Annotated in this window: 20 protein-coding genes; 18 read left to right on the forward strand and 2 right to left on the reverse strand. The window is 63.4% G+C overall.

All coding sequences use genetic code 11. The annotated features are described in order from the left end of the window. The first annotated feature begins 5 nt into the window (after positions 1-5). The 3 genes from ACH49N_RS14845 (at position 6) to ACH49N_RS14855 (ending at position 5,443) form a co-directional block, all read left to right on the forward strand. Positions 6-1,478, forward strand: a complete 1,473-nt coding sequence (locus ACH49N_RS14845) for an aldehyde dehydrogenase (protein WP_358273135.1) — start codon at positions 6-8, stop codon at positions 1,476-1,478. 39 nt (positions 1,479-1,517) lie between these two features. After that, positions 1,518-3,947, forward strand: coding sequence for a CoA transferase (locus ACH49N_RS14850; protein ID WP_358273133.1), 2,430 nt, complete (start codon positions 1,518-1,520; stop codon positions 3,945-3,947). A gap of 440 nt (positions 3,948-4,387) precedes the next feature. Beyond that, a complete protein-coding gene (locus ACH49N_RS14855; protein WP_358273131.1) occupies positions 4,388-5,443 on the forward strand; it encodes a hypothetical protein in 1,056 nt (351 codons plus the stop codon). Positions 5,444-5,651: 208 nt separating this feature from the next. Here the strand turns inward: ACH49N_RS14855 and ACH49N_RS14860 are convergent, their stop codons facing one another. After that, the gene (locus ACH49N_RS14860; protein WP_358273129.1) at positions 5,652-6,896 is read right to left on the reverse strand and encodes a cytochrome P450; all 1,245 of its coding nucleotides are present in this window, start codon (positions 6,894-6,896) and stop codon (positions 5,652-5,654) included. Positions 6,897-7,356: 460 nt separating this feature from the next. Here ACH49N_RS14860 and ACH49N_RS14865 point away from each other — a divergent pair, with 460 nt between their 5' ends. The 15 genes from ACH49N_RS14865 to ACH49N_RS14935 all read left to right on the forward strand — a co-directional run bounded on the left by ACH49N_RS14865 (position 7,357) and on the right by ACH49N_RS14935 (position 19,443). Continuing rightward, positions 7,357-8,580, forward strand: a complete 1,224-nt coding sequence (locus tag ACH49N_RS14865; protein WP_358273127.1) for an LLM class flavin-dependent oxidoreductase — start codon at positions 7,357-7,359, stop codon at positions 8,578-8,580. 49 nt (positions 8,581-8,629) lie between these two features. Beyond that, positions 8,630-9,451: a mycofactocin-coupled SDR family oxidoreductase gene (locus ACH49N_RS14870; protein WP_159923841.1), complete on the forward strand. Its 822-nt coding sequence runs from the start codon at positions 8,630-8,632 to the stop codon at positions 9,449-9,451. Between the two features lie 74 nt (positions 9,452-9,525). Then, entirely contained in the window at positions 9,526-10,008 is a 483-nt protein-coding gene (locus tag ACH49N_RS14875) for a zinc ribbon domain-containing protein (RefSeq protein WP_358273125.1), read from the forward strand. Then, positions 10,005-11,180 carry a thiolase C-terminal domain-containing protein gene (locus ACH49N_RS14880; protein WP_358273123.1) on the forward strand — a complete coding sequence of 392 codons (1,176 nt, stop codon included), beginning with the start codon at positions 10,005-10,007 and terminating at the stop codon, positions 11,178-11,180. The genes ACH49N_RS14875 and ACH49N_RS14880 overlap by 4 nt, the downstream gene beginning before the upstream one ends. Positions 11,181-11,198: 18 nt before the next feature. Further along, the gene (locus ACH49N_RS14885; protein ID WP_358273121.1) at positions 11,199-11,687 is read left to right on the forward strand and encodes a lipocalin-like domain-containing protein; all 489 of its coding nucleotides are present in this window, start codon (positions 11,199-11,201) and stop codon (positions 11,685-11,687) included. Then, positions 11,684-12,211 (forward strand): hypothetical protein, encoded by a 528-nt coding sequence (locus tag ACH49N_RS14890; RefSeq protein ID WP_358273119.1) that lies wholly within the window; start codon positions 11,684-11,686, stop codon positions 12,209-12,211. Before ACH49N_RS14885 ends, ACH49N_RS14890 begins: the two co-directional genes overlap by 4 nt. Continuing rightward, entirely contained in the window at positions 12,195-12,509 is a 315-nt protein-coding gene (locus tag ACH49N_RS14895) for a hypothetical protein (RefSeq protein WP_159923851.1), read from the forward strand. The genes ACH49N_RS14890 and ACH49N_RS14895 overlap by 17 nt, the downstream gene beginning before the upstream one ends. A gap of 11 nt (positions 12,510-12,520) precedes the next feature. Next, positions 12,521-13,057 carry a flavin reductase family protein gene (locus ACH49N_RS14900; protein ID WP_397504630.1) on the forward strand — a complete coding sequence of 179 codons (537 nt, stop codon included), beginning with the start codon at positions 12,521-12,523 and terminating at the stop codon, positions 13,055-13,057. Continuing rightward, positions 13,057-13,719: a TetR/AcrR family transcriptional regulator gene (locus ACH49N_RS14905; RefSeq protein ID WP_159923855.1), complete on the forward strand. Its 663-nt coding sequence runs from the start codon at positions 13,057-13,059 to the stop codon at positions 13,717-13,719. The genes ACH49N_RS14900 and ACH49N_RS14905 overlap by 1 nt, the downstream gene beginning before the upstream one ends. Positions 13,720-13,812: 93 nt before the next feature. Further along, on the forward strand, positions 13,813-15,228 hold the full coding sequence (locus tag ACH49N_RS14910; RefSeq protein ID WP_358273116.1) for an aldehyde dehydrogenase family protein: 1,416 nt from the start codon (positions 13,813-13,815) through the stop codon (positions 15,226-15,228). Positions 15,229-15,273: 45 nt separating this feature from the next. Beyond that, on the forward strand, positions 15,274-16,464 hold the full coding sequence (locus ACH49N_RS14915) for an SRPBCC family protein (RefSeq protein ID WP_159923859.1): 1,191 nt from the start codon (positions 15,274-15,276) through the stop codon (positions 16,462-16,464). Positions 16,465-16,552: 88 nt separating this feature from the next. Beyond that, complete coding sequence (locus ACH49N_RS14920; RefSeq protein ID WP_358273113.1) at positions 16,553-17,902, forward strand: MFS transporter; 1,350 nt, start codon at positions 16,553-16,555, stop codon at positions 17,900-17,902. 167 nt (positions 17,903-18,069) lie between these two features. After that, on the forward strand, positions 18,070-18,222 hold the full coding sequence (locus tag ACH49N_RS14925; protein ID WP_374433466.1) for a DUF1059 domain-containing protein: 153 nt from the start codon (positions 18,070-18,072) through the stop codon (positions 18,220-18,222). A gap of 106 nt (positions 18,223-18,328) precedes the next feature. Further along, on the forward strand, positions 18,329-19,210 hold the full coding sequence (locus ACH49N_RS14930) for an SDR family NAD(P)-dependent oxidoreductase (RefSeq protein ID WP_159923863.1): 882 nt from the start codon (positions 18,329-18,331) through the stop codon (positions 19,208-19,210). 5 nt (positions 19,211-19,215) lie between these two features. Next, entirely contained in the window at positions 19,216-19,443 is a 228-nt protein-coding gene (locus ACH49N_RS14935; protein WP_159923865.1) for a ferredoxin, read from the forward strand. A gap of 271 nt (positions 19,444-19,714) precedes the next feature. Here the strand turns inward: ACH49N_RS14935 and ACH49N_RS14940 are convergent, their stop codons facing one another. Further along, positions 19,715-20,884 carry an aromatic ring-hydroxylating dioxygenase subunit alpha gene (locus ACH49N_RS14940; RefSeq protein WP_250769881.1) on the reverse strand — a complete coding sequence of 390 codons (1,170 nt, stop codon included), beginning with the start codon at positions 20,882-20,884 and terminating at the stop codon, positions 19,715-19,717. Positions 20,885-20,895 lie beyond the last annotated feature (11 nt).

Raw genomic sequence — 20,895 nt, forward strand, 5'->3', positions numbered from 1 at the left:
ATGACATGAACGACCGTGACACGACACGCGGTGACAACGCCACGGACAGGAATGAGCTGTTCATCGGTGGCCGATGGGTGGCACCGAAGTCCGGAGGCACCGTCGATGTCATCGAGGCAGCCACCGAGAAGGTACTGGGGACCTCCGCGATGGCGTCCGAAGCCGACATCGATGCGGCCGTCGCGGCCGCGCGCACCGCACTGAGTGGTCAGTGGAGTGCGCTGACCAACGTCGAGCGGGCCGATCTGCTCGACAAGTTCGCTGCCGCCCTCAAGTCACGCGGGCGGGACACCTCCCGGCTGGTGAGCCGGGAGAACGGTATGCCGATCGCCCTTTCGGGCGGTGTCAACGGTTTCGGCCCCGCAGCCATGATTGCGTACTACGCAGCTCTGATTCGCGATGCGGCCAACGAGGATGTGCGGCCGAGCGCCTTCGGTGGCCGCACCGTCGTGCGTCGCGAGCCGGTGGGTGTGGTCGCGGCCATCACGCCGTGGAACTACCCGCAACCGCTTGCGGCGATGAAGCTGGCTCCCGCATTGGCGGCGGGGTGCACGGTGGTGCTCAAGCCCGCCCCCGAGACGGCGCTCGACGCGTTCGTGTTCGCCGAGGCTGCGGTCGAGGCCGGTCTCCCCGACGGCGTGGTCAACGTTGTGCCGGCCGGCCGCGACGCCGGCGCCTATCTGGTTTCCCATCCGGGAGTCGACAAGGTGGCGTTCACCGGTTCCACCGCGGCCGGTCGCGCCATCGGTGAAGTGTGCGGCCGGTTGTTGCGTCCGGTCACTCTCGAGCTCGGCGGCAAGTCCGCGGCGATCGTCACCGAGCGCGCCGATCTCGACGTGTTCGTCAAGAATATGCTCGAAGTGTCGCTGGTGAACAACGGTCAGACCTGCCACGCGAGCACCCGGATCCTCGCCCCCCGCTCGCGGTATGACGAGGTCGTCGACGCCGTCACCGAGACCGTGCGGGCACTGACCGTCGGCGATCCGCTCGACAAGGCCACCGAGATCGGTCCGCTCGTCTCGGCCGCGCAGCGTGACCGCGTGCTCGGTTACATCGAGGCCGGCCGTGCCGCCGGCTATCGCATCACCACCGGCGGCGGCACACCCGCCGCGCAGCCGCAGGGGTGGTTCGTCGAGCCGACCGTATTTGCCGGCGTCGACAATTCCGCCCGCATCGCGCAGGAAGAGATCTTCGGCCCGGTGCTGACCATCAGCGCGTACGACGGTGAAGACGAGGCCGTCGCCATCGCCAACGACTCCGAATACGGCCTCGGTGGCACGGTCTGGACCACGGACGAGCAGCACGGTCTCGATCTGGCGGCTCGAATCCACAGCGGCACGGTGGGAGTGAACTACTACGCCCTCGACCTCGACGCGCCGTTCGGTGGCGTCAAGTCGTCCGGGCTGGGCCGCGAGCTCGGCCCGGAGGGACTGGCACCGTACTTCACCTCGAAGTCGGTGTACTTCGGAACTCGCTGACCACAACGGATTCCGCGACGAGCACACACTTTGGAGCACATGATGGCACTACCTCTGCAGGGTGTCCGGGTTTTGGAGCTGACGGACGGATTCGGCGACACGGCGGGGCGGTTTCTCGCCGACCTCGGCGCCGAGATCGTCCGCGTCGAACTTCCGGGAGGATCGGCCTCGCGCACGGCCCAGCCGATACGGGACGGTGTGAGCATCCCGTTCGCGCTGCGCAACGCCAACAAGCGCGGCATCGTGCTCGACCTCGACACGGACGACGACCGGGAACGGCTGCGCTTGCTGGCACAGCGCTCGGACATTCTCCTGGAGTCGTTCCCGCCGGGCTTTCTGGCCCGGCGTGGGGTGGGGGCTGCGGACCTGTGCCGCGTCAATCCCGCGCTCGTGGCCGTGTCGATCACCGGTTTCGGTCAGAACGGTCCGTATCGCGACTGGGCGGCGACCGAGCAGGTCCTCTATGCACTGAGCGGTGTGCTATCGCGCTCCGGTGAGCCGGGGGAGGCCCCGCTGCTGCCGCCGAACGGGCTGATCGACGAATCGGTGGGTGTGCATACGGCGTGGTCCGCACTGCTCGCCTATTACGACCGGTTGCATACCGGCCACGGGCAGCTCGTCGACATCTCCGCGTTCGAGGTCATCGTGCACGGTTTCGACCCCGGTTTCGGTGTGCAGGGCTCCGCCGCCGCGGGTCGATCCGAGGACTTCCCGCGGGGCCGACCTGATGCGGCCAACTTCTACCCAGTGTATCGGTGCGGCGACGGGCAGGTGCGAATCTGCCTGCTCGCGAAGCGTCAGTGGCAAGCGATGTACGAATGGTTGGGTCGGCCGGAAGAATTCGCGGATCCGAAGTACGACACCATTCCCGCCAGGTTCGCCGCATCCGAGCGGCTCAATCCGCTCATCGAGCAGCTTTTCAGCACGTACACCCGCGACGACCTCGTCGCGGAAGGTGCTGCGCGCGGAATTCCGATCGGCGGCCTCAACACCGTGGCCGAGGTATTGACCACCGAGCACTTCGCTGCGTCCGGTACATTCGTCGACGCCGAAATCGCTCCCGGTGTCACTGCTCGGGTCCCGTCCGGATACGCGAAGATCAACGGCGAACGCGCCGGCTTGCGCTCCCGTGCACCACAGCTCGGGGAACACAACGATCTGGTTCTCCGCTCGGCCGGGGCCGACACCCCCGTTCCGATTCCCGCACCACAGCGCGAGCCGGGTGCACGACCGTTCGAGGGACTTCGGGTCCTCGATATGGGTGTCGTGGTGTTCGGTGCCGAGCTCGGGCGCCAGTTCGCGGACAACGGTGCCGACGTCATCAAGATCGAGAACTCTCAGTTCCCCGACGGGTTGCGCCAATCCAAGCGTGGCGCTGCGCTGGCGGCATCCGTCGCCTGGGGCCATCGCAATCGCCGCAGCCTCGGGCTCAACCTGCGCAGCCCCGAAGGCATCCGCATCTTCAAGCGCCTGGCTGCGGAAGCGGACATCGTGCTCGCCAATTTCAAGCCCGGCACCCTTGCTTCGATGGGTCTGTCGTACGACGAGCTCGCCGCGATCAATCCGCGCATCATCGTGTCGGAGAGCAGCGCCTTCGGCAGTGTCGGACCGTGGAACAAGCGACTGGGCTACGGTCCGTTGGTTCGGGCAGCCTGCGGCGTCTCGGCGCTCTGGCGATACTCCGATACTTCCGACGGATTGTGTGACGGCTCGACCGTCTACCCCGACCATATCGCCGGACAGGTTACCGCCACCACCATTCTCGCCACGTTGATCCACCGGCTGCAGACTGGACGCGGTGCCGCCATCGAAGTCGCCCAGGCCGACACCGCGATCGTCCAACTCGGCAACCAGCTCGTCGCCGAACACCTCGCGCCGGGCTCGATCAGCGCACCGGGCAATTCCGATCCGTACTCGGCGCCCTCCGGGGTGTATCCCTGTGCGGGCGACGACGAGTGGTGTGTTGTCACCGTCCGCGACGACGCCGACTGGGTCGCGCTGTGCGGGGTGCTCCGACGCCCCGACCTCGTCGACGATCCGCGGTTCGCCACCGCCGAGCTCAGAATTGCGCACCGGGCCGAGGCCGACGAGGTGCTGGCACAGTGGTTGCTGCTGCAGACGCCGACCGAAGCGATGGACACGTTGCAGGCCGCCGGGATACCGACCGGCGCGATGATCCGGCTCCCGGACCTGTTGATCAATCCGCACCTGACCGCGCGCGGTGCCTACACCGAGCTCGAACACGAGCTGCTTCCGGCGCCGCTTCCGACGGCGAAGCAGTTGGCGCACTTCGCGGCGTTGCCGAACTGGCCGCTGCGACAGGCACCGCTGGCGGGTGCGCAGACACGGGAAATCTGCGAGGAAGTGCTCGGTCTGAGCACAGTCGAGATCGATTCACTCGTGCACGACGGTGTGCTGCAACCGCCCGCGGACGATCCGGCGCTGTCACCGGTCTCCTCCACGGTGTGACACAGCAGAGAAGGTCCCCGGATTTCTCCGGGCACCTTCTACTGTTCGGACTGCGTTGCCACACTGCCCGGGGACGACTCGGTCAGTAGAATGCTTTGCCGGCGACGAACTTCCGATGTCGGCGGCGGCGTGCGGCAGTGGCGATGAATCCGAATAGGGCGGACGTCGAGTGACTTTTCGCGCTGTGTCTCAATATGGGTCAGTGCGCCTGAGACGGCGGGCGATCCGATCATGGGAGCAGCTTTGCTCGTGCGAGTTGTGACGATTGACACACCGGCCGCGTTACAACTATCATACTTTGTATCACTGTTCGGGAAGGGCGGCAATCGCTCGCGCCTACCTACCAGTGGCGCGCCATCTCGGCCGGTCGGCTCGGGAGGAGATTCACTATTCGCGGTATCACCGCTTCGACGCCGTCGCGGAACCATCAGGAGGCACACATGCGCACGCTACCAACGACTCTCGAAGGTATTACAGAGGGCTGGCTCACTGAAGCGCTAGGTCGGAACTTTCCTGGGACGAAGGTCAAATCTGTCGCGATCGAGTCAGTAATCTGGGGCACAGCGACCAAGGTATTTCTCGAGGTCGACTATTCGAAGCGCGACGACGACGGACCCCCCGAATCACTTTGTGTGAAGGGAGGGTTCAACGATGAAATGCGTTCAATCGCGGGACTGGGCTACCGAATCGAGTCGAAATTCTATCGTGACATCGCGCCGACGTTCGGCGGATCCGTACCGAAGTGCTGGTACGCCGACGAGAGCGAGTCACAAAACCAAGGCATCGTCATCACCGATGATCTGCGGACCGCTGGTGCGCGGTTTGGTCGTCCCCAGGACCATCACGACGTCGACCGAGTCGCTGCCTCCTTGGAGCTACTGGCGGGTTGGCATGGGCAGACGTGGAACCGCAAAGGAGTCGGCAGTGTTAGCTGGTTGACAGTGGGATCGATGCTATTTCGCCCGGTCGCGCGCTCATTTCTCGAATCGCAACACTGGGCCGACTACATGACCAGACCTCAGACCGCCTCCTTTGACGAGGCACTGCGAGATCGTCTGCGGGTCGAGAGATGTATTGAGCGTCTATGGCAGCTTGATGATGCCGCTGTCCTCTCAGTCTCACATGGTGATCCCCACGTCGGGAACACTTACTCACTCGACGACGGGGTCATGCGCTTCTTGGACTGGCAGACGACCTCCCTCGCCCCGTGGATCGACGATGTAGCGTATTTCATCGGTGGGGTCCTGGAGGTTGACGACAGGCGTAGTCACGAAGTGGAGCTCCTCAGGCATTATCTCGCTGCCCTCTCTGCCTCAGGTGCGTCGGCACCGACCTTTGATGAAGCGTGGTTCGCGTACCGGCGCCATCACCTCCACGGGTTGATGTTCGCGCTGTGTCCGCCGGAAATGCAGACAGCCGAAGTATGTGCCCTTATGGGTGATCGGTACGGAACGGCGGCAATCGATCACGAGACTCTGAAGGCCTTCGAGGACTGATCCGGCATCGGTTTCGCGGCCCACGCCAACACATCGGCTCCCCGGCGGATCCACCCACCCCGCCGCCGCACTCATCTGCATCAGCAATGTGCCCAGATCCGCCCAGTTCTCAAAATGGTGACACAATACGCTCGGCTGGAATCCAGCCGAGCGTATTGTGTGGGCGGGCCGTGAGTATCTGGGCGACCCGTTGTCGCAACTTCTTTAATCACGAGTGCTGTGACGACGGCGTGAACGTGATCGGTAGCTTCTCGCATCCGCGGACCTGGGACGAATGGAAGACCGCGGGGTTGTCCGGGACCAGCGCGTAGTCGGGAATTCTCCTGTGGATCTCCTCCATCGCAAGTCGCAGCTCGAGCCGCGCGAGATGGGAGCCGAGGCAGCGATGCGGACCGGCGCCGAAGCCGATGTGCCGGTTGGGGTGCCGTTCGATCTGTAGCTCGTCAGGGCTGTCGAATTCGTCGTCGTCGCGGTTGGCGGACGTCATGACGACCAACAGTTGATCTCCGGCCTTGATGGAGACACCACCGATCTCGGCATCCCGGGTTGCCCGACGCCCGCTGCTCGTGGCGGTCTCGATCCGCAGGATCTCCTCCACTGCCGACGGAATCAGCGTCGGGTCGTCGATGATCGCCTCGCGCTGCTCGGGGTTGTGCGACAGGTGAATCAGCCCCCAGGCGAGAGCACCCTGGACGGTGTGCAGTCCCGCGACGAGCAGCAGGAAGAACATCCGGCTCAGTTCCTCGTCGGTGAGTGGCCGAGGCGTTCCGTCGACGTCGAGCGGGGTGTTGATGATCTGCGCGGTAAGGCTCTCGGAACTGTCTTCACCCGATCGAACTCGTGCGACGACCTTCCCGAAGTACTCGTAAATCTCGCCGGCCGCCTTCGCGCGCGCCTCGGCCGATTCCGCCTCGCTCGCCCCGGGGATCCCCTGAAGCGTGATGTCGGTCCATTCCGTGAATTGTGGTGCGTCGCTCAGCGGCCACCCCATGAGCGCAAGGAAGATCCGAGTCGGCAGCTCGTGTGCGAACTCCGAGATGAACTCGCATTCGCCCTTGTCGGCGAATTGGTCGATCAACTCGGTGATGATTTTCCGGATCTCCGGCTCGAGCGCCTTCATCTGCTTGGGACTGAACAGCGGCTGCAATGCCTGCCGGTAGTAGCTGTGTTCGGGCGGATCGAGCTCGAGCGGAAGGAACTTGCCCTGCGCGGCATTGAGCAGATTGTTCGGAAAGCTCGAGAACGTCTCCGGATCCTGGAGTACTTGAAGCGCTTCTTTGTACCGCGTGACCACCCAATGCCCCCCGTGATGCGGGGAGTAGAGGACCGGCCCTTGCTTGCGCAGCGCGGCGACGCGCTCCTGGAACACGTCGGCGGGCACGGCCAGGGACGGGTCGTACACATCGAAGTCGGTGATCAGATGTTCGGGGATATCGAGCTGTGTCGTCGTCATTGGCGATCCTTCGCGAGGGAGTGGTCCCGGGATCACCTCGGCGGGGAGGTGATCTTCCGGGCGTCAGGCGAGTTCGCGCTGTGGCGAGCGCGAAGGCCGACGTGAGAGGGGCGATCGCCCTGAGTTGAAGGTAGATCAGCTCTTTCCCACCGGTCAAGGGTGAATGGGCGCCAGATCCAATTTGGTAGGGAATCGCTGCCGCGTAGCAGGTTCCGCTTGACCGCTTAACCGATAGGGTTTAGATTGAGCGATGTGACGCACGGCACTATGGTGCTGCTGGCGAGTCGCGTACCAACGCGGCCCTCTGTGCACCTTGTGAGCTTGTAAGTGCGAGCAGATCGTCTGTGTAACAACAAGTGTGGTGGTCCGAGCCGATTGCTTTCGTGCCGCGTAGCCGGACGGCTCGCGCCATCATCACCATTCTGCGGCGCATCACGCCACGACCGACAGGAGATCTGACATGGAACCGAAAACTGGGAATAACGGGTCGGCCGTGAACATTGCGCCGGCCTCGAGGAAGGCACCCCTGCGCTGCGGAGTGTTCCTTCCGCCGTATCACAATCCGCGGCGGAACCCCACGATGGCGATCGAACAGGACCTCCGCTATGTCGAGGACCTCGATCGGCTCGGATTCCATCAGGTGTGGTTCGGGGAGCATCACAGTGGTGGGTACGAGGTCGGGCCCTCGCCCGAGTTGATGATTTCGGCAGCCGCGCAGCGTACGTCGCGCATCGAGCTGTGCAGTGGCGTCATATCCCTTCCTTACCACCATCCGTTGATGGTGGCCGATCGCATCACCTTTCTGGACCACATGACCCGTGGCCGCATACGTATCGGAGTCGGGCCGGGCGCGCTCGTGGCCGATTCGCAGATGATGGGCATGGACTACAACCTGTTGCGACCGCGGATGGAAGAATCGCTCGACGCCATCCTGGAATTGCTCAATACGTCGGGACCCGTCGACCGGAAGACGGAATGGTTCTCTCTCGAGGACGCGCGAGTCCAACTCGGCCCCTATTCTTATCCGGGGGTACCGATTACTGTGGCGGCCGCGATGTCGCCGTCCGGCCCGAAGCTGGCCGGCAAGTACGGGCTCGGTCTGCTGTCTATCGGTGGTACGAGCGCCAAGTCGGTCGAGTTGCTCGCCCAGACCTGGGATATCACCACCCATGAGGCGAATGTGTACGGGCAGAGCGTCGATCGGAACGATTGGGCGATCGTCGGCAACATCCATATCGCCGACACTTTCGAGCAGGCCGTCGAAGATACGCGGTACGGGCTGCGCGACTTCATGGACTACCGCCACGTCGTCACCCCGATGAAGATGATCGAACCGGGCGAAGAAGTCGCGCACGAGGAACTGGTCCGGCGTGTCAACGAGTCCGGATACGGCTGCATCGGCGATGCGAACGATGCCATCGACTACATCCAGAAGATCATCGACCGCACTGGTGGATTCGGCACCTTCCTCGCGACAGCACACGACTGGGCAGACATCGAGGCAACCTCGCGCATGTACCGCATCCTCATGCGCGACGTCATGCCCCGATTCACGGGCACCTGCGAACCGCTGCTGAACTCCTACCACTGGACGCAGGCACGCAAGGAAGGCTTCAGCGAGCGCTTCGCGACCGGCATCAGCCAGGCGACACAAGACTACGAACGCGCGAAGAGCGCAGGGTAGTACGTCCGGCAATTCCTACATCACTACCCACTTCGAATCAGGAGAATCGATGACCTCTCTCGACGGACTCGACGGAAAAGTTGCAGTCATCACCGGCGGCGCACGAGGACAGGGCCGCTCACATGCGCTCACTCTTGCCGCTGCGGGGGCAAAGATCGTGGTCTGCGACATCGCGGCACCGATCGGCGAGGTGCAGTACGCACTCGCGACACGGGATGATCTCGAGGAGACGATCCAGCTGGTCAAGGAAGCCGGTGGCGAGATTGCCGGCATGCAGGCGGATGTCCGGAGCAGTGCAGATATGAGGGCTGTCGCGGATCTGGCCGTCTCTCAGTTCGGACGTATCGACATCCTGCTGGCGAACGCCGGCATCCACGATCACGCAGAGTCGACGATCGAGATCGAAGACGACGCGTGGCAGACGATGCTCGACGTCAACCTCACCGGCGCGTGGAAGGCGTGCAAGGCTGTCGTCCCCGTGATGATCGAGGGTGGCCGCGGCGGATCGATCGTGATCACCTCGTCGGTCGACGGGCTGGGTGCTTCCCCGTCGTGGGGGCACTACGGCGCCGCGAAGCATGGCCTGCAGGGGCTGAAGGACACCCTCGCATTCGAGCTCGCTGACCACAACATCCGTGTCAACACGGTGAACCCGACAGGAGTCAATTCGCCTATGGCGGCCGGCCTGTCGAAGGTGCTGCCGCACGTGGTGCGGAAGTGGAAGCACAACGACCGCACGAATCTGCTGGACGTGATGATGCTCGAACCGCAGGACATCTCCGACGCCGTGTTGTGGCTCGTTTCCGACGCCGCGAAGTACGTGACCGGAATCGACCTGCCGATCGATGCGGGATACCTGACCAAGCACTGATCGTCGGGTTCCCCACGACGCCCGCCTGCAGCAGAAGGAAGCGAAATGCCGATTCACGAGAGTGGAGCGATCCGATGACGCCCGGTGCCGGTACAGCACGCGAGTTTCCGGCGACGGCTCTGGCCGGTCCGTACGCAGACGGCCTCGACATGCCGTACTGGGAGGGCCTGCGGGCGGGTGAGCTGAGGCTGCAAAGGTGCGGCGAGTGTGAGCTGTGGATCTGGGGACCGCGGTGGATGTGCGGCCGGTGTCAGACGTTCGACCCGAAATGGATTGCAGTGGAACCGGTCGGACGAATCTTCTCGTGGTCGCGGACGTGGCACCCCTTCATCCCGGAGCTGGCCGACGAGTTGCCGTTCGTCACGGTTCTGGTCGAACTACCGCATGCCGGGGGACGACGAGTACTCGGTCTGCTCGCCGAGAATGGTGACGGTGACATTGCCATCGGTGACGGGGTTGCGGGGATCATCCAGCAGCCCGCCGATGCACCATGGCCGGTGCTTCGCTGGCGCCTGGCGAGCACTACCACCGAGACGGAACGGGGAACCGGGCGATGACCGATACCTTTCTCCGTGGTGCCGCAGCCGTCGTGGGTGCCAGTGAATTCCATTACAAGCGAGGAGAATCGCCGGACAGCGAACTCCGGATGACTTTGCGAGCCATCGTCGAGGCTGCGGCTGACGCCGGTGTGTCACCACGCGACATCGACGGATTCGTCTCGTACGGGGGCGGCGACAACGACGGGACGGTCGTGGGTGCGTCGCTCATGTCACCCCGGATCCGATGGTCCACCATGATCTGGGGTGGTGGCGGAGGTGGTGCTGCCGCGGCGATCACCAACGCGGCAGTCGCCATCGCTGCAGGACAAGCGCGGTGCGTCGTCGTGTATCGCGCCATGGCACAGCAGGATTCCGGCCGACTCGGATACGCCAAGCATCACTTCGACGGCCATATGCTCCCGCACGGGGTCGGATCGCCGGCGCAAGCCTGCGCGCTGCGCACCCGACGGATGTTCGAACACGACGGTGTTCCGGAATCTGCGATGAGATCCCTGGTTCTCGCCGACTACTTCCACGCGCAGCGCAACCCGTACGCCGCCGCGTACGGCCGCCCGCTCGACGAAGCCGAATACGAAGCATCGCGGATGATCGTCGAGCCCTACCGGCTGTACGACTGCTCACGGGAGAACGACGGGGCTGTGGCGCTCATCCTGGTCGCCGCCGATCGCGCCGAGAAACTTTCACCCAGTCCGGCCTACGTGCTGGCCGGCAGTCAGGGTGCGGTCGGCGGATACGCTGTCGACTGCGAGAACGATCTCGACTACACCTCGGCCGGATTCTCCGGAGCCGCCCGAGTTGCCGAAACATTGTGGGCAGACGCCGACCTCGGTCCCGACCAGGTCGACGTCGTCCAGGTATACGAGAACTTCAGCGGCTCGGGTGTGGCTGCACTGATCGATCACGGTCTGTGCCCACCCGGTGCCGAGGCCGGCAAGGTCATGACCTTCGAGAATCTGACCGCCCCGCACGGGCTGCTCCCGGTGAATACCAGTGGTGGAAACCTCGCGGATTCGTTCGTCAACGGAATGGGTCTGGCAGTCGAGGCCGTGCGCCAGGTGCGTGGAACCTCCACCAACCAGGTTCCCGATGCACAGGTCTCGCTCTTCATCGGCGGGCCCATGGCCGCATTGTCGAGCTCGGTCCTTCTCTGCACGCGCGACGTGCTGTGAGCTGAAAGGAAGCATGACATGAGCACCGACACCGACACCGAAGGCGTCTCGATCGCCGAACGAATCGTCGGGGCCTGGGAACTGGTCGAGTACTCGACGACCTCCGACAGCGGGAAAGTCGACTACCCTCTCGGTCCCGAGGCCCGCGGATTGATCATCTACTCGGCGGACGGGTTCATGTCGGCACAAATCATGCGCCCGGGGCGAACCCTGTACCGCTCGCGCAACGTCCACAGTGGCGAGATCAGCGAACGAAGCGAGGCTGCCGGGGGATACCTTGCGTATTCGGGCCCCTACCACGTCGACGAAGGCCACTCCGCCGTATGGCACGAGATGGCGGTATCGCTGTACCCGAACTGGCTCGGTGAGAACCAGAAGCGGCATGTGCGCTTCGACGGTGACCGAATGACCCTGTCCTCGGATCCACTGGTGTTCCGCACCATCACCCTGTCACCGGCACTGGTGTGGCGACGAACCGCACCCCGTACGGAACGGACCAGGTCGTGAACGGGGTACAGCTCACCGTGGCCGTGGACCTGTCGACGCCAGACGCGCCGGTCGACAGCACCATCGTGGTGCGGCGCCCGGATGACCCCCGCACAGTGCGAATTACAGCCCCGAACCTTCGAGAGGCGCAGAAGAAGTGCGCCTACATTCGGGCCGCGGGCGACACATCCGGTGGCCGGGTCGACGTACTGCTCGACGTCATCGTCCATATCGCGCCGGACGCTCGCACCGCGCGGTTCGAAGCCGGTACAGGACAGAGGCGCCCGTCCGCAACTGGCATGACGGAAGGCGACACCGTCGTCTACGTCGGAACGCCGAGCGGCCTGGCAAGTCTGATCCTCGACATCCGCGCGGCCGACATTGCCGACGGCGTCACTGTCGTTCCTGCTGTCACGGAGAGGAACACACGCGATGCATGTGTGCAATTACTGCTGGATGAAGTGCTGCCTATCCTCGATGCCCGCAGCCCTAGCTTCCACCACACCACAATGAACAGGGGAGGAACCCATGCGGATCGTGGTTGACGAGACTTCCGGTAAGTCACAGTTCCGGCTCGAAGACGCCGACGAGTTCGGCTCCCTCCATATCGAACCGGCCGACCCGAAGTGCAGAATCTGGGCAGACCGACTCTCGCCCCTCGGCCGACCATCCGGCGCACAGCAGGTCTTCGTCAAACCAGACACGATCCGCGCCCTTGCGGGGGAGCAGGCATTGGACCCGTCGTGGTTGGCGCGATTCGAAGCAATGATCGAGTTCGCTGATCGTCGCGGATGGCTCAGTCCTGCAGGCGAGATCAGGGTGCACATCGCACTGAGAGTATGAGAGGACCACACGTGTCGACACGATCGGACAGCAGCACACAATCGGCAGTGAACACGCGGGCGCTTCGCGACGTTCTGGGACATTTCTGTTCCGGCGTGACGGTGGTGACGGCGATGGTCGGCGACGAACCGGCTGGGTTCACCTGCCAGTCGTTTTCGGCGTTGTCGCTGGATCCACCTCAGGTCTTACTGTGCCCGAGTCGGCGTTCGACGAGTTGGCCGGCGATCCGTACTGCCGAGACATTCTGTATCAACGTTCTTTCCTCGGGTCAACGCGATCATAGCAACCGCTTCGCGAAATCGGGCGGACCCAAATTCGCCGGAGTGCAGTGGCGACCGGCCGAGCGCGGCGCGCCGATTCTCGAGGGGGCGGCTGCGTGGTTCGAGGTGGCGCTCACTGCAGAGCACGACGGTGGAGATCACCTCATCGCCGTTGGCGGCTTGCTCGATTTCGGGTCCGATCCGGTGACGGAGCCACTGGTCTTCCACCGGAGCCGATACGGCGGGGTCGTGGAGCTGAGTCTCGGAGCGATCGAAAGTGGGACATGATGGGGAGACCGGCAAAGCCTCTGATCAGCCGGAGTGCGACCATCGCGGCAAGCATCGAGATCATAGACACCGAAGGCATGGATGCGTTCAGTCTGCCGCGCGTGGCCAAACAGCTGAACGTAAGTACCTCCTCGCTGTACCACCACTTCGCTGATCGTCGTGAGCTCATGACCGAGGTGGCGAAGGAACTGATGACCGGGGCGACGGTGCCCGAGTATTCGTCGGGTACGGACTGGGTGGAGTGGTTCGTCGAACTCAGCCTCAATTACCGCGACGCGATCCTCCGTCATCCCAATGCCGCCCTCGTGTTGGTGCAATTCCTTCCCCGGGATGTCCTGACCCGAACGTATGAACGGTGTGCGCGAATCCTCGAGGACGGGGGCGTTCCGGCGCGACTCCATGTAGTGATATTGGACGGTCTGGAGAAACTCGCTCTCGCAACCACTCTGAGCGATCTCATGCGCGATCCGGTCGGCAGCACAGAGGTCTTCCCGAAGGTCGATGAGCGTAGACACCCGACCCTCGCCCGCGCGCTCGAGGCCAACCAGTGGTCGTCGCGCGAGCTTTTCGTGGTCACCATCCGCGGATTTCTTGCCGGGGTGCTGGGTCTAGCCACGACGCCGGTAAGCGACGAAAGCCTGCGAGATCTGCTCGGATCATGAGTGTGGAGTCGCTGCACCGTAGTGCTTTTCGGTGTGCGTGCGATTCAAGGCGCCGGTAAATTACATCAACTCAATTCTACGGAGAGAACCATCGTGAGCCTGGAACTATATGTGGATGGCAAGTGGATTGTCTCCACGAGCACGGAGCGAATCGACGTCGTCAACCCGACCACCGAAGAGCCCATCGGGAGCGTCCCTGCCGGAGCCGCCGAAGATGTCGATATGGCGGTCGCTGCCGCACGACGGGCCTTCGGCAAATGGTCGCAGACCGCCCCGCACACGCGGGCCGAGTTCGTGTCGCGTCTGGCCGACGAACTGGAGCGGCGACAGGACGACATCACCGACATCGTCGTCGCCGAGGTCGGCACGCCACGCAGGGTCGCTCGGTGGGCCCAGGTCGGACTGGGCATCGTCGATCTGCGGGAGGCAGTGACCGCGGCGAAGGACTTCCCGTGGGAAGAACCGCTCCGCAACTCCCTTATCGTGCGTGAGCCGGTCGGCGTGATCGGATGTATCACGCCCTGGAACTACCCGTTGCACCAGATCACCGCCAAGATCGGCGCTGCGCTCGTGGCCGGGTGCACGGTGGTCGTCAAGGCCAGCGAGGTAGCTCCGTTCACTGCCCACGCTCTGGCAGAGGTGGTCGAAGCGGTCGGGATCCCGGCCGGAGTTTTCAATATGGTGTACGGGTACGGTCCGATTGTGGGTGAGGCCATCGCCGTTCACCCGGATATCGACATGATCAGCTTCACCGGATCGAACTCGGTCGGTAAGCGAGTGCTGGAACTGGCCGCCGGGACCGTGAAGCGGGTGTCGGTCGAGCTGGGTGGCAAGAGCGCCGCGGTGCTGCTCGATGACCTCGATGTCGAGGAGTTCGCGAAGGCCGTGCCGCACACCGTGCGTGCCTGCTACATGAACGGCGGGCAGTCCTGCAACGCGCAGACTCGCATGCTCGTACCGCGCTCGCGCCTGTCCGAGGCAGAGAAGCTCGCCGCAGAGGCAGTGGCGGCATATGCCCCGGGCGATCCCACGAGCGGCGACACGAAGCTTGGACCCATGGTGACCGCAGCTCAGCGCGAGCGGGTACTCGGCTACATTCGTGCCGGCGTCAAGGAGGGCGCGAAGCTCGTCGCCGGCTCGGTCGACGCACCTGCCCGTACCGGATTCTTCGTCCAACCCACAGTGTTTTCCGAGGTGGACCCGGACAGCACGATCGCCCAGGAGGAGATCTTCGGTCCGGTGCTGTCGATCATCGCGTACGACACGACCGAGCAAGCGATCGACATCGCGAACGGAACGATTTTCGGTATTGCCGGCGCTGTGTGGTCCGCCGACCCCGAGTGCGCGAAGGCGGTGGCGCGCAGACTGCGTGCGACGCAGATCGAGGTCAACGGTGGAAAGTTCAATGGCGCTGCACCGTTCGGCGGATTCAAGCAATCCGGCCACGGGCGTGAGGGCGGGGCATTCGGCCTCGAAGAGTTTGTCGAAATCAAGAGTCTGCAGCTTTAGCGACGGTCTTGTGGGCCCGCAGCGGTCCCCGAAGGAGTGAGCACGATGGTCTACACCGATCTGCCGTACGACGAGGAGACGAAAGCGGGTTTTGCCCGGGCGATGTTCGATCACCTCGACAACGGCACCACCGATATGGCACCGGAAATCCTCGAGGTCGATCCGCGCGTCTACACCGATCCGGAGCTGGCGGCGCGGGAGCGCAGAGAACTGTTCGGGTATGTGCCGATCATCGCGGCACACAGTACCGAACTGCCCGGAAACAACGACTTCGCGACCGTCCAGCTGCCGAACAACGAAGTTGTTCTCGTTCGGCAGGCGGACGGGAGAGTGCGTGGCTTCGTGAACACCTGCCGGCATCGAGGAGCGCAGCTCGTTCCCGAGGAGAAGGGTTCGAAGCGCATCTTTTCGTGCCGCTACCACGGGTGGGCGTATGGCAGCGATGGCAGGCTGCGGTCGATCGCGGACGAGCCCACGTTCGGGACGGTCGATCGTAGTTGCATGAGTTTGCTGGAGGTTCCGGTCGAGGAACGGCACGGCTTCGTCTGGGTCATCGACTCCGCCGCGGGTGATCGCAAGATCGACATCGCGGAGTGGCTCGGCCGCGAGTTCGACGAGTCCCTCGCCGCCATGGAAATGGACAAGTACCACTGCCATATCGCCCAGAACTTCGATGTGGACATCAACTGGAAGGTGCTGATGGACGCCTTCCTCGACGGCTACCACATCACCTCGACCCACGCCGGAACCGTTGCCCCGTACTTCTACAACAACGCGCAGGCGTGGGAGCCGATGGGAAGGCACGGACGAATGGTAACCGCTCGCAAGAGCATCGACTCGGTGCGCGATGTGGCACCCGAGGATGCCCCCATCGATCGGCATATCACCGTTGCTCACTTTCTGATGCCCAATATGTCGGTGCTCCGTCAACCGGATCATCTGGAGGTGCTCAACTTCGTCCCCGCCCCGGGCACAGCCGTCGGGACTCGGATGCAGATGCGTTTGCTCACTCGGGAGCCGGTGGTCACGGACGAGCAGAAGGCGCGGTGGGACAAGAACTGGAAAATCCTCATGGCCGTGCTACGCGACGAGGACCTCGTGGTCAACGAGGGCCTGCAGAAGTCCGTGGCGAATACAGATGTCGGACCCCTCTATTTCGGACGCAACGAGATTGCCAACCAGCACTTCCACCAATGGATGGGGCGCGCGTTCGCAGATCCGCGCAAGTGGGGTTGAGCTCCTTCGCACCCATGGTGTGAATACCGCGCCATCCGTGCAGTCACCGAAACCGAACCCCGATACACACGACCCGAAGGAACCCAACATGTCGCAGATTTCTGTCCCGGGGAAGGAAAGGGCCGTCTCGGGTGCCCGATCCGTGGTCCTCACTTGCTTGGCCATTACCATCCTCGACGGTGTCGACCTCATCATGTTCGGCGCGGTCCTGCCGACGTTGCTCGAACTGGAACAGTGGGGGATCACCACTGCATCGGCGGGGTTGATCGGCAGTCTGTCCCTGTTCGGAATGATGGCCGGAGCGATGCTGGCCGGCTACATCACAGATCGCATCGGGCGACGACCCGTGGTACTTGCATGCATCGTGAGCTTCAGCCTGTTCACCGGGTTGTGCGCCATTGCGCCGAACTTGGAAATGTTCGGCCTGTTCAGGTTGCTGGCAGGGCTCGGCTTCGGCGGAGCACTCCCCACCTTGATCGCGCTCACCCAGGAATACGTCAAGGTCGACCGCCGACAGTTTTACAACGGTGTGATTCAAACCGGTTTTCCCATCGGCGGGTGCGTCGTCGCGATTGCCGCCATTTTCATGATCCCTGCCTTCGGCTGGGAATCGATGTTCGCAGTGGGCGGCCTTCTGGGTGTCGTATTGTTTGTCATCGCGTACCGAAACCTGCCCGAGTCGATTGCCTTCCTCGCAAGCAAGGGTCGGCACGACGAGGCCCGCGAACTGGCACAGCGCTATTCCATCGATGCCGGCGCCGAATCCGGCATGGCACTCGAGAGGTCGAAAAGTGGGAGTACCGGCTCCCCCTCGGGGCTGCGGCTCCTGTTCGCCCCCGGCTACAGGATCGCGACGGTCATGTTCCCGCTCATCACCTTCTTCGGTCTTCTCGTCTCATACGGCATGAACACCTGGATTCCTCAGATGCTGAGGTCCTCCGGCTATGACCTCGGGTCTGCATTGACATTCCTGCTCGCATTCAACATCGGCAGCGGGTTCGGCATGGTGGTCATCACCGGTCTTGCGGATCGGCTGGGATCGCGTCCCGTCATTTCCGTGAGCTTCGTCTTCGGGGCGCTCGCAGTGTCCGCCCTGACTCTGCAGCCGGCACAGGCGCTCGTGTTCGGACTGGTTCTGCTGATCGGCTTCTGTGCCTCGTCGACGACGGGCGTATACGGATTCGTCGGAGTCTTCTACCCGGCGGCCGCCCGTGGCACGGCGCTCGGGCTGGCAGTGGGTCTCGGCCGGCTCGGCGGTGTCTGCGGTCCCATACTCACCGGAATGATCATGAGCTCTGCACTCGGAGCCGACTGGGCCTTCTACGCCTTTGCGTTCGCCGGAGTGGCTGCCGCAGTGTTGGTGTCGTTGGTTCCGCGGAAGAATAAGACCGTGTCCGAGACGGACGTGTCTGTAGAGAAGGCCACGGAGCCTGCCTGATCACGACTGTTTCCGATGTGATCAAGCCGACGCGGGGGCTTGTACAACCTACGTGCATTAGATAATCTTGTGTGACGTCGAACATGTTCGGGGGACTATCGAACTTCTCGGTCGCCGACGTGCTGTGAGCGTCCGACCGCACGAGAGGCACAGAAAGGCTGACCGGCATGAGAATGAAGACAAGACTGAGCTGTCCGTGTGGCGCCGCGATCACCGGCAGTGACGAAGACGACCTGGTGGTGAAAACCCAGGAGCATTTGAGCGAGTCGCATCCGGGCATGGAGTACTCACGCGACGAAATTCTGTTCATCGCGTACTAGCACCGCTGTATCTGTGACACACGGCTATCCGGTCCCATCTCTGTTGTCCCGCTGTCCGATGACAGCTTCCATTCATCCGAACACATTCCCGAACACAGGAGACTTCATGAAACTCGAAGGTAAGGTCGCGCTGATCACCGGTGCCGGTTCCGGCCTGGGACGCGAGGCGTCGCAGCTGTTCGCCGCGGAGGGCGCGAAGGTCGCCGTGGTCGATATCGATCCGGAGCGCGCCAAGGGCACGGTCGAGCTGGTCGAAAAGCAAGGCGGTTCGGCGATCGCGGTCACCGCCGATGTGCGAGTCGAGCAGCAGGTGATCGAGGCGGTGGCGGCCACCGTGGCCGCATTCGGCAAGCTCGACATTGCGTGGGCCAATGCGGGCATCATCTCGCGTGGTGGCGTGCCGTCCGTCGCCGGTGGCGAGCAGGTCGAGTTCCAGGATCTGACGGACGCGGATTGGCAGGACGTCATCGGCGTCAACCTGTCTGGCGTGTTCTACACCGCGAAGGCTGCGGTGCCGGCGCTGCGGGCCAACGGCGGTGGTGTCATCCTGGCGACGTCGTCGGCGGCGTCGTTCGTCGCGTACCACAGCATCGCGGCGTATTCCGCGACGAAAGCCGGTGTGAACGGTATGGTTCGGGCCCTGAGCCTGGATCTCGGCAAGTATGGAATCCGCGTCAACGCGATCGCGCCGACACACGGAATGTCGCCGAACTTCCTCGCCCCGGCGGGTACGCCGGTCGTCGGCCAGTCCTATGAGGAAGTGGCGGGTCCGTGGGAGCCGAGCGTGTCGCCGATTCCGCTCAAGCTCAACCGTCCGCCGTCACTGAAGGACAATGCTCGAGCAGCACTGTTCCTGGTCTCGGACGAGTCCGCGTACATCTCGGGTGTCACATTGCCGACGACCGATGGCGGCACGTTGTCTCGCGTGGCCATGATGTTCCCCGAAGACGGGAACAACCCTCCGCCGATGGTCACCGGCGAAGAGTAACGATCATGACTGCCCACGACACGAAAAAGGAATACGGTACGCGCCGCCTCGTCGTGGATCGGTCGGTGTGCGCGGGACACGGTTTGTGTTACAGCCGTTCCCCCGAGGTCGTCGACTGTGACGATTCCGGGTATCCGGTGATCCTTCAGGACGCACTCGCGCTCGACGAGCACATCGCAGCGGCCGAGGAGGCCGTCGCGGTGTGCCCCGAACGGGCGTTGACACTCGAATAGTACTGTCGGAACGCGTGCCATCCGAACGGCGCGTCGATCGCTCACGAACCACGTGGACGCTCGACGCGCCGTTCGGCTTTCGGAGGGTGTTCTCGACCTCTCCCAGGCGAAGGCCGGCGACTGAGGAGATTCACCGCAGGTGCGTCTGACGCTCCCGTTCACTTCGGAACTCTGAGTCGAGATGAGGAAGGGGACCCGATCGTGATCGGGTCCCCTTCGTGATGTGAGCGGAAACCGGCGTCCGTAGTTCCGCGAGTGTGAAGGCCAGGTATCAGCTCTCGTTGACGAGTTTCTGAATTGCGCGGCGGAAGACCTGGTTGGCGACTTCGTTGCGGCCGAGGAGCATGTTGCCGGCGTTTGCGCTGTCCATGGCAACCTGTGAATCTCGCAAGATCGGGAAGTCCTCGTTGTGGAGCACTGCTACCAGGATCTCGACGTTCTTGTCCCAGATCCGGTTCCAGCGTTCCTCCGTCATGCCGCTCTCTTCGAGCGTAGGCGCGACCAGACGAATCTCCATGTGGCAGCGCTGCGGATCACTGCGGTGAGGGCGGAAGGTGAGCAGCTGGAAATGGTCGGGTTGCTTGAGCAACGTACTGTTGGGCCCCACCAGGTGGCTTTCCGTGATGTGCTCGGCGAGACTGCGATCGCCGGGGTCCTCCTCGATCCATCGGTCGATGGTCTTGCGGAGATTGAGGAATCGGCAATGATTTCCGAAGTCCTCGAAGGCCATGACATTGGTGTGGATGTGCTTCGCGGCGGTGTTGGGGTGCGCGTACTGGATGTGGTACCCGTCGAGGAACGCGTCCTGCATCAACTTCCAGTTGATGGGCTCGTCGAAGCGTTGAACCCGAGTGGTCACCATCTTGTCCATGCCGTAGGACCCCATGATCGAGTCCATTTCAGGGCCGAGCCAGTCGGCGACATCGATGGTTGCGTCGGCGTCGTCGACCACCCAGACGAAGCCGTGCCGCTCTTCGGTGGGTAGTTGGACGAGGTTGCGTTCGGAGCGGTCGGCGTCCCCGAACGTGTTGTCGCGGGTGATGGTGCGAAGGCTGCCGTCGGTATCGTAGGACCAGCGGTGGTACGGGCAGGAGAACAGGCGGCAGCGACCCTTTTCCTCCTTCTCGACCATGGCCCCGCGATGACGGCACTGGTTCACGAGGGTTTTGACGCTGCCATCGCGCTGGCGGACGATGATGACGTTGTTTCGCGGTAACTGCAGGGTGACGAAATCTCCTGCGCGGGGGATCTCGGAGCCGTGGATGATGATCGACGGAACCCGGCCGAATACACGCTCACGTTCGATCTTGGCGATGTCCGGATCGGTGAACTCGACGGGTTCGAACCACGTGACGTGCTCGAACTCGTCGGTGGTGTCGTTGCGCAGATGGTCGAGCGCGCGACGGATGCGTTCCTCGCGGGGGATTCCGACCTCTGTCATGGCTGCCCTCC

The sequence above is a fragment of the Rhodococcus sp. NPDC019647 genome (assembly GCF_044389235.1).
Taxonomy (GTDB): Bacteria; Actinomycetota; Actinomycetes; order Mycobacteriales; family Mycobacteriaceae; genus Rhodococcus_F; species Rhodococcus_F oxybenzonivorans.